Raw genomic sequence first — 16,222 nt, forward strand, 5'->3', positions numbered from 1 at the left:
GGTTTTCTGCACAGCCGCGCGAAACCCACCCTTTTGCTAACCGGTAACATAAGGTAGACGGGCGCGCAGACAGAAACGTGGACACGCAAAATGGCTCGGATTCTCATCACCTCGGCGATCCCCTACATCAACGGGATCAAACATCTCGGCAATCTGATCGGTTCGCAATTACCCGCCGATCTTTACGCGCGCTATCAGCGTGGCCGAGGGAATGAGGTCATGTTCCTATGCGCCACCGATGAACACGGCACCCCGGCGGAACTGGCAGCGGCCAAAGCGGGTAAACCCGTGGCCGAATATTGCGCGAAAATGCATGGGGTTCAGGCCGACATCGCCAAGCGCTTTGGCCTGAGCTTTGATCACTTTGGCCGCTCGTCCAGCGATCAGAACAAAGCACTGACCCAGCATTTTGCGGGCAAATTGGATGCGGCTGGACTGATCCGTGAAGTCAGCGAGAAACAGGTTTATTCCAACGCGGATGGCCGGTTTCTGCCAGACCGCTATATCGAGGGCACCTGCCCCAACTGTGGTTATGACCGTGCCCGTGGCGATCAGTGTGAAAATTGCACCAAACAACTGGACCCAACCGACCTGATTGATCCGCGCTCAGCCATTTCTGGCTCGACCGATCTTGAGGTGCGCGAGACCAAGCACTTGTACCTCCGCCAATCGGCGATGAAGGATCAGTTGGATGCCTGGATCGACAGCAAGACCGATTGGCCGATTCTAACCACGTCGATTGCCAAAAAGTGGTTGCATGACGGTGATGGTCTGCAAGACCGCGGCATTACCCGCGATCTGGATTGGGGCGTGCCGGTCAAGAAAGGTGATCAGGATTGGCCGGGCATGGAGGGTAAGGTCTTTTATGTCTGGTTCGATGCGCCCATCGAATATATCGCCTGCGCCAAGGAATGGGCCGATGCCAGCGGCAAACCGGATGCCGAGTGGGAACGCTGGTGGCGCACCGACAAGGGCGCCGATGACGTGCGTTACGTGCAGTTCATGGGCAAGGATAATGTGCCTTTCCACACGCTTTCGTTCCCGGCCACCATTCTGGGATCGGGTGAGCCGTGGAAGATGGTCGACCACCTAAAATCCTTCAACTACCTGAACTATGATGGCGGCCAGTTCTCGACCAGCCAGGGGCGTGGCGTGTTCATGGATCAGGCGCTTGAGATCCTGCCGGCAGACTATTGGCGCTGGTGGCTGCTGAGCCATGCTCCCGAAAGCAGCGACAGCGAGTTTACCTGGGAGAATTTCCAGCAATCGGTCAACAAGGATCTGGCCGATGTGCTGGGCAATTTTGTCAGCCGGATCACCAAATTCTGCCGCTCGAAATTCGGTGAGGCCGTGCCCGAAGGGGGTGCCTTTGGTGAGCGTGAACAGGCGCTGATTGCTGAGTTGACCAAACGCGTACGTGCCTATGAAGGGTTCATGGAGGCCATGGAGGTTCGCAAATCGGCGCAGGAATTGCGGGCGATTTGGGTTGCCGGAAACGAATACCTGCAATCGGCGGCCCCCTGGTCGACCTTCAAGGAAGATCCAGAACAGGCAGCAGCTCAGGTCCGTTTGGGGCTGAACCTGATCCGTCTCTATGCCGTTCTCAGCGCGCCGTTCATTCCCGACACCTCAGCCCGGATGCTGAGTGCGATGAACACGCTGGATACAAGCTGGCCCGATGACGTCGAAGCCGCGCTTGGTGCGCTGCCTGCGGGGCATGAGTTCACTGTGCCCGAGGTTCTATTTGCCAAAATCGCCGATGAGCAGCGCGAGGGTTGGCAGGAAAAATTCGCCGGAACACGCAGCTGAACAAACAAAAATTGCACGTTCAAACAGGGGGCCGCTGGTCCCCTGTTTTCGATTTGGCGCGAGCGTGACCGTCATCTAAACCGGCCTATCTGCTGCAACTTTTTGTGCTGACCGCCAAAAGTCGATGACTCATCGCGCTTGAGAATTAGTCCCAAAGAAGTCATCCTGAGACCAAGCTTTACCGACTCGGCCCGACAGAATGCGCGGGCCGGGCGACATTTGTTCCAAATCGATCGAGGCGTTTGCCATGTCCCCTTCCTCCCCCCTGTCCTTTTGCACTTACAGGTCTTTGGTCTCAGCCTTGATGCTGGTGCCTTTGGGGCTGGCGCATCCGGTCGCCGCGCAAGATCAAGCCGCCGCGCCGAAAGTGTCGATCGCAGCCGCCTATACCGAAGAAATCACGGATGAGGCCACGTTTATCGGGCGGGCCGAAGCGATCAACAATGTCGATATCGTCGCCCGCGTGAACGGCTTTCTGAACAGTCGCGAGGTCGAAGACGGTGCCACGGTGAAGGACGGTGACTTGTTGTTCACCATTGAGCCCGACCTCTACGAAGCAACTTTGCAGGCACGCAAGGCGGATCTGGACCGGGCCGAAGCCAATCTGGAACTGGCCAAGGTCGACCTCGCCCGTAAGGAAGAGCTGTATAAGCGCGACGCCACCCCGGAATCGGAACGTGACATTGCGCGCGCGAATGAGTTGGTTGCCGAGGCAGAGGTCAAAGCCGCCAACGCAGCCATCCAACAGGCCGAGCTGGACCTCAGCTACACCCAAATCCACGCCCCGTTTGACGGGCGGATCGGGTCAGTCACCACCAGTGTCGGAGATGTCGTAGGACCCAGCAATCCGCCGTTGGTCAATATAGTGTCGGAAACACCGATCTATGTGAACTTTTCGATCAACGAAAAAATGTTCACCTCGGTGTTGCAATCCTTTGGTGAAAACGCGGCCTCGCTCGCGGACAGTCCGCAAAGCCCCAATGTGCACGTGGTATTGCCAAACGGAGAGGAGTTGGATGAAACCGGCACGATTGTCTTCATTGACAACCGCATCGACCCTTTGACCGGTGCCATCACTCTGCGCGCGCAGTTCGAAAACACCGACCGCCTGATCCTGGACGGCGCGTTTGTCAATGTTCAGATCGAAGCTCTGGAACCCACTCTGCAAGTCCTTGTTCCACAGGCAGCCCTGCAACGGGACCAACGCGGTGAGTTTGTTCTGGTGGTCAATGACAAGCAGATGGTCGAACAGCGCTATATCACCACCGGTGACACGGTCGGGACAGCGATCATCGTGCTGGACGGGTTGCGCGAAGGGGAAAGCGTAATTGTCGAGGGCCTGCAGCGCGTGCGCCCGGGTGTGGCCGTGGACGCGGTTGTCGCATCTGAACAGCCGGGAGAATAATTGATGTTCTCTGCCCTGTTCATCAGCCGGCCCAAGCTGGCGCTTGTCATCTCGCTGGTGCTGACCATCATGGGCGGTATTGGCTATATGGTGCTGCCGGTGGCGCAGTTCCCTGACATCACGCCGCCCGTGGTCAGCGTGACCACCACCTATACCGGCGCCAATGCCGAGACGGTCGAAAACACCGTGGCCGCTCCGATTGAGGCGCAGGTCAATGGTGTGGACGATATGATCTATATGACGTCCACATCATCGGACAACGGGTCCTATTCCCTGAACGTCACGTTCGAGGTCGGCACAGACCCGGATATCGCCTCGGTCAATGTGCAGAACCGCGTTGCGCAGGCAATGTCATCACTGCCCACCGAGGTCACCTCGTCCGGCGTGGTGACGCAGAAATCTTCGACCAACATGCTGATGCTGGTCACTTTGACCTCTCCCAATGGCACCTATGACAGCGTGTTCCTGTCAAACTATGCCTCGATCAACCTGCGCGACGCGCTGGCGCGCGTGCAAGGCGTGGGCAAGGCGGATGTTCTGACCAATCTGGAATATGCCATGCGGATCTGGATGGATCCGGACAAGATGGCGGCCTTGTCGATCACTCCGGGTGATGTGATCAATGCGATCCGGGAACAGAATATCGAGGTTTCTGCAGGCTCGATTGGTTCACCTCCAGTGCCCGAGGGCCAGACCTTTCAGTATACGATCAAGTCCAAGGGTCGACTTACATCCGCCGAAGAGTTTGGCGATATCGTCATCCGCACAGGCGATGCAGGCGCGATTGTCCGCGTGCGCGACATCGCGCGGGTCGAGCTGGGGGCCGCCTTCTATTCTGCCTCAGGCTATTTCCAGGCGGTTCCGGCAACCGTGATTGGGATCTATCAGGCGCCAGGTGCGAACGCGTTGGCCGTATCTGATCGCGTGCAGGCAGAGCTTGAACGCCTGTCCCGCGCCTTCCCGACAGATGTGGAATATGAAGTTCCCTTCAACACCACCGACTTTGTCGAAGCGTCCCTGAACGATGTGGTCTCGACCCTGATCCTGACATTTATCCTCGTGATCTCGGTGGTGTTTGTATTCCTGGGCAGTTGGCGGGCAACGATCATTCCGGCGGTGGCCATTCCGGTCTCGCTGATCGGCACGTTTGCCTTTCTGCTGGCCTTTGGAATGTCGCTGAACACGATCTCATTGTTTGCGCTTGTGCTGGCCATTGGGATCGTGGTGGACGACGCGATTGTTGTTGTTGAAAACGTCGAACGGATCATTGCGGATGAGGGCTTGCCACCGGCAGAGGCCACCCGCAAAGCCATGGGGCAAATCACAGGCCCGGTCATCGCAACCACGCTTGTTCTGCTGGCCGTGTTTGTGCCGGTAACCTTTATGCCGGGCATCTCAGGTAGGCTCTATTCGCAATTTGCCGTGACCATTTCAACCGCTGTTGTGATCTCGTCGATCAATGCGCTGACGCTTTCGCCCGCTTTGTGCGGCTTGGTCCTGCGCGCCCGGTCTGGCCCCCCAAAGGGGCTGCTGGCCATGTTCGAAAGCTTTATCGGCACTGTCCGCAATGGCTATGTCGCGATTGTCCGCAAGCTGTTGGTCTTCCCGGCCATAGCCCTGGCCATCGTGGCAGGCTTGGGTCTGGGCACCGGGACGATCATGTCCAACACCTCAGCCGGCTTTATTCCGCTCGAAGACAACGGTTACCTGTTTGTCGACATCCAACTGCCCGACGCCGCGACGTTGGAGAGGACCGAAACTGTCACCGCGCGTGTCGATGAAAAGATCCGCCAAATTCCGGGCGTCTCCAGCACGGTTCTGGTCAACGGGTTTTCCCTGTTGAACGGCACCACCACCAATGGCGCTGCGATCTTTGTCAATCTGGAAAACTGGGCCGACAGGCAGGAGGACGACCTGAGCGCCAATGCGATCCTTGGCAAGGTTCTGGCCATTGCCAATGGCGAATTTGCGGCGTCCATCGTGGCCTTCAACCCGCCACCCATTCAGGGCCTGGGCATGTCTGCCGGGGTCGAGATGGAGGTGCAGCAGACCGGAGGCGGCACGCCGCAGGATCTGGCCTCGGCTGTGGGATCGTTTGTTTATGCGGCGAACCAGAGGCCCGAGATCGGTCAGGCCTATACGACTTTCCGTGCCAATGTTCCGCAGTTGTTTGTCGATCTGGATCGGGAAAAGGCCAAGACGCTGGATGTGTCGGTCGCTGAGATTTTCCAGACCATGCAAGCGCAATTGGGTTCGTATTACGTCAATGACTTCAACCTTTTTGGCCGCGTCTATCGCGTGATGATCCAGGCCGATGGCAGCTATCGCGACACTGTTGACGATATCGCAAACCTCTATGTCCGTTCGCAACAGGGTGAGATGGTACCGCTGGGTACGCTGATCGATGTCGAAAACGTGTTGGGACCGGTTCTGCTGAAACGGCACAACCTGTTCCGGTCGGCCACTGTTACGGCGGTGCCGGCACCGGGTCTGTCCTCGGGCGATGCGATCACTGTGATGACCGAGGAATCCGCCACCGCACTGCCCCCCGGCTATGCCTTTGAATGGACAGGCACCGCGCAGCAACAGCTGGCCTCGAGCGGGCTCGTGATCGTGATCCTGGGGCTCGCGATCCTGTTCGGCTATTTGTTCCTGGTGGGGCAATACGAAAGCTGGTCGATGCCCGTGTCGATCCTTTTGTCCGTCGTCGTGGCCCTGTTCGGAGCGGTCGCGGCTGTGGCAATCGTGGGCAGTGACATCAACCTCTATACGCAGATTGGGATGATCATGCTGGTGGGGCTGGCCTCAAAGAACGGCATTCTGATCGTCGAGTTTGCGATGGAACAACGCGCCAAAGGCCTGTCGATCACAGAGGCCGCAGCCGAGGCCGCATATCAACGTTTCCGCGCGGTGATGATGACCGCCCTGTCCTTCCTGCTGGGCGTGGTTCCGCTGCTGGCCGCAAGCGGCGCGGGTGCGGCCAGCCAAAAGGCCATCGGTGTTGCAGTCTTCGGCGGGATGCTCGCCGCAACACTGGTGGGCGTGATCGTGGTGCCGGTGCTCTATGCCTTGATGCAAAGCCTGCGCGAGTGGCTGAAAGGCAGCAAAAGCAAACCTGACGCAACCGCTGAAACCTCGTAACACAACAGACAGACGCCCCACCCAACATGCGGGGCGTCTTACTTTGCAAAGATTCACCATAAAGTAATTGACTGACAGGTTGTGCCCGTTTGAGGATAGAGCAACCTTACAAATCTGAGAGGCGGGCATGGGACTTTTGGGGCAGCCCCTGGGCTACTATGACTACCTGACATTTGTGGCATTGATCCTGTTGCTTGCGGCGGTGATGGGGGTGTTCCTGTTCATTATGGGTTTGCCCGGTCGCATCGCCATCAAGCGTAATCACCCCCATGCCGAAGCCGTCAAAATCATGGGATGGATGGGATTTCTGGCCATTATCCCCTGGGTCCACGCCTTTATTTGGGCCTTCCATGATGGCGTCACCGTCGATATGCGCCGTGGTCCGGACGAAGAGAAAAAAGCCATCCGGGATGAGATCACGCGACTGGGTGGCGACATCAAGCCGGAATACCAAGAGCAAACCGACTCGGATATGCCGACCGCAGACGGCACACAGAAAAGCTAAGGCCGAAGGAATTCTGAAACCATGCTTGTCGCCCTCGGCATCACATTATTTTACATCATTTTCGTCTGGTTTGTTTTCTTCAAGGCGCAATGGCTGAAGTTCAACGTGGCCTGGGGCATCGTTTCGTTCTGGGTCGGTGCGCATCTTCTGTTGATCTTTCTGGTCGCGTTGCGCTTCTTTCAGCCCTTCTCGGCCGACAGCCATGTGGTGCGTTCGACCATCCAGATCCTGCCCAAGCTGACCCAGCCGACGCTTTTGACCGAGGTCTTGGTGGAACCCAACACCATCGTCACCAAAGGCGAGCCGCTCTATCGCTTTGACGACACCGTCTATGCGCTGGCCGTCAAGAAGGCCCAGGCGCAACTGGTGGGGGCTCAGCAAAACGCCAAGATCCTGGAACAAGACGTGATCGCAGCCGCCGAGGCGGTGGAACGGGCGCAGGCGCAACTGGCTTATGCCCAGACCCAGCAAGCGCGGTATGAAAACCTTGTGCCCGCAGGCGGTGCGCGGCAGGACGAGCTGGATCGCTGGAACGAGCAGGTCACCGAAGATGAGGCGCTGATCAAAGAGGCGGTGGCCAATCTGGAAAAAGCCAATTTGGCGCTGGATTCCCAGATCGACGGGGTGAATACCGGCATCATTCAGGCACAGGCCGAGCTGGATCAGGCCCAGTATTTTCTCGACAACACCACCATCTATGCGCCTGAAAACGGCATGATCGTCTCGCAACAGGCGCGGCCCGGGCTGGTTGTCGGTGACATCCGCCTTGGTGCAATCGCCAGTTTTGTGACCGAAGATAATCCCTATATCCTGGCCACTTTCCGACAGCAGAACCTGAAGTTCGTTGAGGTTGGTCAGCCGGTTGAAGTGGCGCTGGACCTCTATCCCGGTGAGATCCTGACCGGCAAGGTCGAGGCGATCTGGTGGGCCACCCGTCAGGGGCAATACCTGCCCTCGGGCCGCCTGCCCGGCTTTGAGCTGCCCGAACTTCCGGGTCGGATTGCGGTGCAGATCACCGTGGATGTGCCCGAAGACCGTATCTTCCCGGCCGGTGGTCATGCGGCGGTTGCGATCTATACCGGACAGGGCAAGAGTTTCGAATTCCTGAGGCGCATCAACATCCGCCTCTATTCCTTCGCCAACTTCATCCGACCGCTGGATATCTGATGGGACGCGCCATGACACTCCGCCAGCTGCTGGGCACCGCGCTTTGTGCCGCGACCCTTGTCGCCTGCACGCCGGTCGGGCCTGATTTCGTGCGCCCGAATTCTCCGGTGGTGAAACAGTGGATCGAAGTGAACAGCCCTGACGCCAGCGCCAATGGTCTCACATCGCGCAGCGCGCCGGTGGTGCGGTGGTGGCAAACGTTCAATGATCCGACGCTCAACAAGCTGATCAACCAGGCTTATGCCCAGAACCTGAGCCTGCAAGTGGCCGGAGCGCGCGTTTTGCAAGCCCGGGCGCAGCTGGGCATCGCCTTTGGTGAGCTTTATCCGCAGTCACAAGTGTTGGGGGCTTCGGCAGAACGGCGTCAGATCAGTGACAATCTGGGGCCAATTTCTGATATCCGACAGATCGTCCCTCTGGATACGGAATTCTCGACTTCGCAAGTGGGGTTTGACGCGCAATGGGAGCTGGACGTCTGGGGGGCTCAGCGGCGCGGCGTGCAGGCGGCGCGGTCGAACCTGGCGCTGCAGGTTGCCAATTACGATGACGCCTTGGTGACGCTGACGGGCGACGTAGCAGCGCTTTATATCAACATAAGGTCCCTGCAAGAAGGTCTGGGCGTCGCCCGAGAGAATATCGCGCTGCAGCAGCAATCGGCGGATTTGACCCAGCTGCGATTCAACAACGGGGTGACGACCGAGTTGGACGTGCAGGAATCCACAGCCCTTTTGAACAACACCAAGGCCATCGTTCCGCAGCTGGAAACCGAATTGCAGCAGGCCAAAAATGCGCTGGCGGTGCTGCTGGGCACAACCCCGTCGCGGATGACCAGCCTGTTGGGCAATTCGGGCCGCATCCCCAGCGCCAGAGCCAATGTTGCAGTCGGCGTTCCAGCTGAGCTGTTGCGCCGCAGACCGGATGTACGCGCGGCGGAACTGGCCGCAGCAACCCAATCGGCGCAAGTGGGCATCGCGTTGGCGGATCTATACCCGCAGTTCATTCTGTCGGGCGCGGTCGGGCTGCAAGCCTCGGGTGGTCAGAACCTGTTCAGCTCGAACAGCTCCACCGGGCTGGCCAGTGCCGGCGTGGTCTGGAACGTGCTGAACTATGGGCGCATCAAGAACAATGTCCGCGCGCAGGACGCGGCCTATCAAGCGCTGATCGCCAATTATCAGAACACGGTCCTGTCGGCTTATTCCGAGGTGGAAAGCGCGATGGTCGCCTATTCTGAGGCGCGCAAGCAGGTCACGTTCTATCAGCGCAGCGTCGAAGCCTCGCGCCGCGCCTCTCAGATCGCAGTCGACCAGTATCGCGACGGGATTGCCAGCTATTCTCGTGTTCTGAATACCCAAACCGCCCTGCTGCAATCTGAGTCCAACTTGATCGAGGCGCGACAGCAGGTGTCGTCCAACCTGGTGGCTATTTACAAAGGTCTGGGCGGTGGGTGGCAAATTCGTCAAAGCCAGGAATTCCTGCCCGAGACGGTTCTGGCCGAAATGGCCTATCGCACCGATTGGGGAGATCTGTTGGAGCAGGATCCGACCCGCGCCAGTCTGAACTGATCGCTATTTCGTCAGGCCCCGCAACCCTCCTGAAATGAGGATGTTCACCTCATAAAGGATGCGCGGCGCCGCCAGACCACCGGGGCTGGCCAGATAGTTCGGGCTCCATTCCGGGTCGAACTTCTGCTTGAAACTGCGCAGGCCTTCGAAGTGATAGAACTGCTCGCCATGCTCATACACAAACCCGCCGATCCGGTTCCACAGTGAGGCCAGTTGCCGGTTCTCGATCCCCGAAAACGGCGCAGCCCCCAATGAGAACCAGTGGAACCCTTGCTCGGCCCCCCATGTCATCATTTCGGCAAACAGAGCGTCCATGACAAAGCTGGGGCTGTCGGGCTGGTACCGCATCAGATCCAGTGACAATTCCGATTTGTTGCCACCTTGAAACAGGTTGGCAAAGGCCATGATCTTACCTGTCTCGTCCCGCAACACCGCGTGGTCGAAGTAAGACAGATAAGCGTCATCAAACCCGCCGAGGGCAAAGCCTTTCTCTTCCCCGGCTTTCTTCGCCAGCCAATGATCGGAAATGGCGCGTAGTTTCGGCAAGATCGGTGCCAGCTCCTCTTTCGGGATGATCTCGAACGTGTACCCTTCTCGCTCGGCCCGGTTCTTGGCTTGGCGGAAGCGTTTACGCGACTTGCCATCCAATGAGAAATCGGTCAGCGGCACCCGGGCAACTTCCCCGATCTTGAGGATCGACAGCCCAAGATCCAGGAAGGTTGGCAGGTATTTGGTCGACACGCTGTAGAAAGCACAAAGCTTGCCTTCGCGATCCGCCATTTCGCGCAGTTGCCAGATCAGTTGCTGGCCTGCTTTCTCATCGCCAACCGGTTCTCCCTTGGTGATCAGCGCATTGCCCGTATCGGCGTAGGCCAGAAACGCAGTCTCATCGTCCGAGATCAGGAACTGTTTGTCGCCGGTCAACGATATCTGGGCTTCGGTGTCCTCACTCTCCATCACCAGCCGTTCAACCACGGGTGGGATCTCGGTGCGCTTGGGCGCTGGGATTTCACGACCGAACAGAGAGTTCACCGCCACGACGCCAAGGATCACCGCCACCACAAGGCTCGATCGCAAGAACCGCGAGGCATCCGCGTTCCAGGCGAAATCCCACCACAAGGCATTCTGATACTGGACATGAGAATAGGCAAAGAGCCCAATCCAGAAGATCACCGCCAACAGGGCCACGACACTGACCAACCAGGGGATGTTGAGCCGAAAGATCGACGCTCCGCTGACACGGTAAAAGGCGTCACGAAACATCGCCAGCAAGCCGATTGTAACCAGCATTGATATGGCTTCGTGCGTGTCCAACCCCTTGGCGAGCGAAGCACAGAACCCTGCAACCATCAACAGCATCGCCACCACCCAGGCGCGATAGAGCTTTCGGAACAAGCCGCGAGAGACCAGCAGCAGCAACACGCCAATCGCGCTTCCGGCCAGATGCGACGCCTCGACGAATGACAAGGGCAGGACGTCGCGCAACACGCCAAGTTTTTGGGAATCTGCGGGCAACGCACCTGAAACCAACAGGATCACCCCAGCCACCGCTGCCACGCCTGCGGCCACCATCGGTACGATGGGCCGGATCGCGCGATAGACCCATGTTGCTGCGCCACCGATCCTTTGCCTATGGGTCAAAGCCGATGCCAGTGCGATGCCCAGAGTTGCGACGGCAAACGGTAAGAACGTATAGACCAGCCGGTAAAGCAACAGCGCTGCAACCACGTCTGATCGTCCAGACGCACCAAGACCCGCAATAAGTGTCGCTTCGAAAACGCCGATACCGCCGGGCGCATGGCTGACGATACCCACGGCAATTGCGGCCACGTAGATGGCGAAGAAATACGGGAAACCAACGCCCAGATCATCGGGCATCAACACATAAAGCACCATCGACGCGCCAAAGACGTCGCCCACTGCCGCGACTGTCAACATCCCGGCCAGCTTGCCGCCGGGAAGGTTGAATCCGAACCCAGCAACACCCAACCGTCGCCCGCCTTTGGATAGCCAGACGAAAAGGCACAGAAGCGCAGCAAGCAAAGCCAGCCCGATCACAGTCTCAGCCGTTTCACTGATCGGTAACACTTTGGAAATCCCGTCGGGATGCAGGGTCAGCAATATGCCCATGATCAGGGTCAGCCCCATCCAGAACGCCACCCACGAGGTGGCGATCACACCCGCGACCCGCCCCAGATCAAGACCCAGCGACGCATAGATCCGATACCGGATGGCCGTTCCGGTGATGTAGGAAAACCCTAGGCAGTTGGACACGGCATAACCGCTTGCCCCCGCCAAACCGGCGACAGGTGCAGGCACCGTTCCCTTGGCCACACTTCTTACTGCGAAGACATCGTAAAACGAGAGCGAGAAAAAGCTGAAAGCCGTCCAGAACACGGCAAAGGCCATGACCGTCCAAGGCTTGGCCCGAATATCTGCCGTCACATCCGACCATTTCACATGCGCCGAAAGGTCGTGCAATACCGCCAGGGCTATGCCAGTGACAAGAACCGGTATGACGATACGGACCCAGGGTTTTTCCAAAAGCCCTGTCACCCGTTCGATCCAGAGCGCGATTGTCGCGTTCTGCTTGCCGGTTTCCTCAGCCATTGCCCCTGCCCTTTATTGTCAAACGATCTTGCCAATCCAACACTGACAAACCGCTGTTTTGCCGGTTCCTCTGGGGCAGATTGGCACAGTTCCTATGCAGATCAAAGGCCTGTGCCCAGTCGATCATGACCGTCCAGTCCGCGTTGACAGCAACAGGTTGGTCTCCGATCGCGTCACGCCTTCCATGCGCCGAATTTGAAACAGAACCTTGTCCAGTTCGGCCAAAGTCTCGGTTCCGATCTCGGCAATCAGATCCCAACTGCCGTTGGTTGAATGCACGGCCCGTACTTCTTGCATCGCAGCGATGCGAGACATGATCCTTTCCGTGCCGCGCCCTTCGATCCCCAGCATCATCAGTCCGCGCACGGGGCTCTCCGTAACGCCTTGACGGGTCAGGACCGTAAAGCCCACAATCTCACCCGACTGTTTCAAGCGCTGCAACCGGCTGCGTATGGTGGTGCGCGTTACCCCCAATGACTGGGCCAGTTCTGACAGCGACGCCCGAGCATCCCGTTGCAAAGCCGCCAGCAGCCTGTTGTCCAATTCGTCCACTCTGTATTCCCAAAATGATAAGCTGAGTTTCTTATTGTTCACTTTGCCCCCTTTTGGCAATCCGGCCTGTGCGGCTAAAAGGACGTATGGACAAGCAGAACATCATTCTGGTCGGCGCACCGATGGATGCCGGGAAACGCCGTCAGGGGTGCCGCATGGGGCCCGACGCGTATCGCGTGGCAGGCCTGGCTGAGGCCCTCGCTGATCTTGGGCACAACGTCACGGATCTGGGGGACACGCAGCCAGACCAAGTGGACGTGGAAGAAAGCGATCATCTGTTCGCTTTGCCGGAATGCGTTGGCTGGACCCAGGCGCTCTGCCGCACGGCCTGTGACGCGGCGCAACAGGGCGTACCCATATTTCTGGGGGGCGATCATGCCCTTTCTATGGGAACGGTGTCCGGCATGGCGCAGCACGCCGACAGGATTGGGCGCCCCCTGTTTGTATTGTGGCTCGACGCGCATAGCGATTTCCACACGCCCTCCAGCTCTGGCAGCGGCAATTTGCACGGGACACCAGTGGCCTATGTGACCGGCCAAGACGGGTTTGATGCTTTCCCGTCCCTAGCAAGCCCGGTTCCAACAAGCCGCGTGGGAATGATCGGCTTGCGCTCTGTCGACCCCGAAGAACGCGCAGCACTTGAGAAAAATCACGCGATGCTGGCCGATATGCGCAGCATTGACGAACATGGCATCAAGGCACCTTTGCTGGCATTCCTCGAAAAGGTTCGCGCTGCAAATGGGGTTTTGCACGTGTCCTTGGATGTGGATTTTCTGGATCCTTCCATCGCGCCCGCGGTTGGTACAACGGTGCCCGGAGGCGCAACCGAGCGCGAGGCACATCTGGTGATGGAATTGCTGCACGAAAGCAGGCTCGTCTGCTCTTTGGATCTGGTCGAGTTGAACCCGTTCCTCGATGAACGCGGGCGCACCGCGAAACTGATGGTCGACTTGGCAGCGTCTCTTATGGGGCGGCGGATCTTTGACCGGCCGACGCGAAGCTTCTAAACCAACTTGCACCGAATACTGTGCTGGTATGTGCTCCCTGCTAGGGACCAGCGAAGAAAAACCGTTGATCTAGAGAAGCCCTGCCGCAGCCGAAGCAAGCCGCGACTCCCCCAAGGTTATTTTGTACCGAAGAAGAGCGGAATCCGCATTCCCGCCAATCCTCTCATGTGGTCGGGCACGCAGATCGCGTCAGGGAATGAAACCCGGCCAAACACGATAGCGATCACAGTTTTTTGGCGCGCTGGCTTTCGACCCCGGACGAATTACAGTTTATTAATTGTTTGATAACGATATTTTTATGTCGCGCTGAGCTTTGTTTACAAAATCCAGTGAAATCTAAAAACTTCTTTACAAACAAATCCAAGCTTTACAGCAATTTATTCCATAATTTTCCATCCCGGCTATGATGCAAAGTGGGAGGAACGGGATCGACATTGCCAGATCGGCAGGCATTATCGGTCCGACATAGTCCAATCCGAGAGGGAGGAGCCTCAACAATGACTACCGCTGCCCCGGCAGATGCCAAGACCTATCCGCCATCTGCAGAAACCGTCGCGCGTGCGCATGTGGATGCGGACAAATATGCCGATATGTATGCGGCGTCGATCAGTGATCCTGATACATTCTGGGCCGAGCAGGCCAAGCGGATCGACTGGATCAAGCCGTTCAGCCAGGTCAAGGACGTCAACTATGATTTCGGCTCGGTCAAGATCAACTGGTATGCGGACGGCACGCTGAACGTTTCGGCCAATTGCCTGGACCGCCATCTTGAGACGCGCGGCGATCAGACAGCGATCATCTGGGAGCCGGATGATCCAGCGGATGCCGCACAGCACATTACCTATGCCGAGCTTCACCGCCGCACCTGCCGCATGGCCAACATTCTGGAATCCATGGGTGTGCGCAAAGGCGATCGTGTTGTCATTTACCTGCCAATGATCCCCGAGGCCGCCTATGCAATGCTGGCCTGTGCACGGATCGGTGCAATCCATTCCATTGTCTTCGCCGGTTTCTCGCCAGACGCTCTGGCAGCGCGGGTCAATGGCTGTGATGCCAAGGTTGTCATTACGGCGGATGAGGCACCGCGCGGGGGTCGCAAGACCCCGTTGAAGTCAAACGCCGACGCCGCCCTGCTGCATTGCCCCGACACAGTAAAATGTCTTGTGGTCAAGCGTACCGGGGGTCAGACCACTTGGATCGACGGGCGCGACTTTGACTATAACGAAATGGCGCTGGAAGCTGATGATTATTGCGCCCCAGCCGAGATGAACGCTGAGGACCCGCTGTTCATCCTTTATACCTCGGGATCGACCGGGCAGCCGAAGGGCGTGGTGCATACCACCGGTGGCTATATCGTCTATGCCGCCATGACCCATGAGATCACCTTTGATTACCATGATGGCGACATCTACTGGTGTACAGCTGATGTCGGTTGGGTGACCGGGCACAGCTATATCGTCTATGGCCCGCTGGCCAATGGCGCGACCACGCTGATGTTCGAAGGTGTCCCAACCTATCCCGATGCGGGCCGGTTCTGGGAGGTTTGCGCCAAGCACAAGGTCAACCAATTCTACACTGCCCCAACCGCAATCCGCGCCCTTATGGGCCAGGGCAGCGAGTGGGTTGAAAAGCACGACCTAAGCGATCTGCGGACCCTGGGTACCGTGGGTGAACCGATCAATCCCGAAGCCTGGAACTGGTACAACGAGGTTGTCGGCAAGGGCAAATGCCCCATCGTCGACACCTGGTGGCAGACCGAAACCGGCGGTCACCTGATGACCCCTCTGCCCGGTGCCCATGCGATGAAACCGGGATCTGCGATGAAACCGTTCTTTGGGATCGAACCGGTGGTTCTGGACCCTCAGTCCGGTGTCGAAATTGAGGGCAACGGGGTTGAAGGCGTTTTGTGCATCAGGGACAGCTGGCCCGGGCAGATGCGCACCGTCTGGGGCGATCACGAGCGGTTCGAGAAGACCTATTTCTCGGATTACAAAGGCTATTACTTTACCGGCGACGGTTGCCGCCGTGACGAAGATGGCGATTACTGGATCACCGGCCGCGTCGATGACGTGATCAACGTCTCGGGCCACCGTATGGGCACCGCCGAGGTCGAAAGTGCGCTGGTCGCCCATGCCGCCGTCGCCGAAGCCGCAGTTGTTGGATATCCGCATGAAATCAAAGGCCAAGGCATCTATTGTTATGTCACTTTGATGAATGACCGTGACCCCTCGGATGAGTTGCTGAAAGAACTGCGCACCTGGGTGCGGACCGAGATTGGACCGATTGCCAGCCCGGATGTGATCCAGTGGGCGCCTGGTCTGCCCAAAACACGCTCGGGCAAGATCATGCGTCGTATCCTGCGCAAGATTGCGGAAAACGATTTCGGCTCTTTGGGCGATACATCCACCCTGGCGGATCCGTCCGTTGTCGAAGACCTGATCGCAAACCGGGCAAATTCGTGAGG

General features: G+C 58.1%; 10 protein-coding genes. 8 read left to right on the plus strand and 2 right to left on the minus strand.

From position 1 onward, the window contains the following. The first annotated feature begins 90 nt into the window (after nucleotides 1-90). The 6 genes from metG to GOW40_RS01670 all read left to right on the plus strand — a co-directional run bounded on the left by metG (nucleotide 91) and on the right by GOW40_RS01670 (nucleotide 9,589). Nucleotides 91-1,809, plus strand: a complete 1,719-nt coding sequence (gene metG / locus GOW40_RS01645; protein ID WP_171136378.1) for a methionine--tRNA ligase — start codon at nucleotides 91-93, stop codon at nucleotides 1,807-1,809. A 247-nt stretch (nucleotides 1,810-2,056) separates the two neighbouring features. Then, complete coding sequence (locus tag GOW40_RS01650; RefSeq protein ID WP_254444227.1) at nucleotides 2,057-3,214, plus strand: efflux RND transporter periplasmic adaptor subunit; 1,158 nt, start codon at nucleotides 2,057-2,059, stop codon at nucleotides 3,212-3,214. A 3-nt stretch (nucleotides 3,215-3,217) separates the two neighbouring features. Next, nucleotides 3,218-6,355, plus strand: coding sequence for an efflux RND transporter permease subunit (locus GOW40_RS01655; RefSeq protein WP_171230840.1), 3,138 nt, complete (start codon nucleotides 3,218-3,220; stop codon nucleotides 6,353-6,355). Between the two features lie 127 nt (nucleotides 6,356-6,482). Next, entirely contained in the window at nucleotides 6,483-6,860 is a 378-nt protein-coding gene (locus tag GOW40_RS01660; protein ID WP_171098573.1) for a DUF3302 domain-containing protein, read from the plus strand. Between the two features lie 21 nt (nucleotides 6,861-6,881). Continuing rightward, the gene (locus GOW40_RS01665) at nucleotides 6,882-8,027 is read left to right on the plus strand and encodes an HlyD family secretion protein (RefSeq protein WP_171129100.1); all 1,146 of its coding nucleotides are present in this window, start codon (nucleotides 6,882-6,884) and stop codon (nucleotides 8,025-8,027) included. Nucleotides 8,028-8,038: 11 nt separating this feature from the next. Beyond that, nucleotides 8,039-9,589, plus strand: a complete 1,551-nt coding sequence (locus GOW40_RS01670; RefSeq protein ID WP_171129098.1) for an efflux transporter outer membrane subunit — start codon at nucleotides 8,039-8,041, stop codon at nucleotides 9,587-9,589. 3 nt (nucleotides 9,590-9,592) lie between these two features. On the opposite strand, the gene mprF is transcribed toward GOW40_RS01670, so the two are convergent. Both mprF and GOW40_RS01680 read right to left on the minus strand, forming a co-directional pair. Further along, nucleotides 9,593-12,199 carry a bifunctional lysylphosphatidylglycerol flippase/synthetase MprF gene (gene mprF, locus GOW40_RS01675; RefSeq protein WP_171129096.1) on the minus strand — a complete coding sequence of 869 codons (2,607 nt, stop codon included), beginning with the start codon at nucleotides 12,197-12,199 and terminating at the stop codon, nucleotides 9,593-9,595. Nucleotides 12,200-12,322: 123 nt separating this feature from the next. Next, nucleotides 12,323-12,751 carry an Lrp/AsnC family transcriptional regulator gene (locus tag GOW40_RS01680; RefSeq protein ID WP_171129094.1) on the minus strand — a complete coding sequence of 143 codons (429 nt, stop codon included), beginning with the start codon at nucleotides 12,749-12,751 and terminating at the stop codon, nucleotides 12,323-12,325. 86 nt (nucleotides 12,752-12,837) lie between these two features. Here GOW40_RS01680 and rocF point away from each other — a divergent pair, with 86 nt between their 5' ends. Continuing rightward, nucleotides 12,838-13,758, plus strand: coding sequence for an arginase (gene rocF, locus GOW40_RS01685; RefSeq protein WP_171129092.1), 921 nt, complete (start codon nucleotides 12,838-12,840; stop codon nucleotides 13,756-13,758). A gap of 497 nt (nucleotides 13,759-14,255) precedes the next feature. Next, a complete protein-coding gene (gene acs / locus GOW40_RS01690) occupies nucleotides 14,256-16,220 on the plus strand; it encodes an acetate--CoA ligase (RefSeq protein ID WP_171129090.1) in 1,965 nt (654 codons plus the stop codon). Nucleotides 16,221-16,222: the final 2 nt, after the last annotated feature.

Origin of the sequence: Ruegeria sp. HKCCA6707 (genome assembly GCF_013033515.1) — a bacterium.
Lineage (GTDB): Bacteria > Pseudomonadota > Alphaproteobacteria > Rhodobacterales > Rhodobacteraceae > Ruegeria.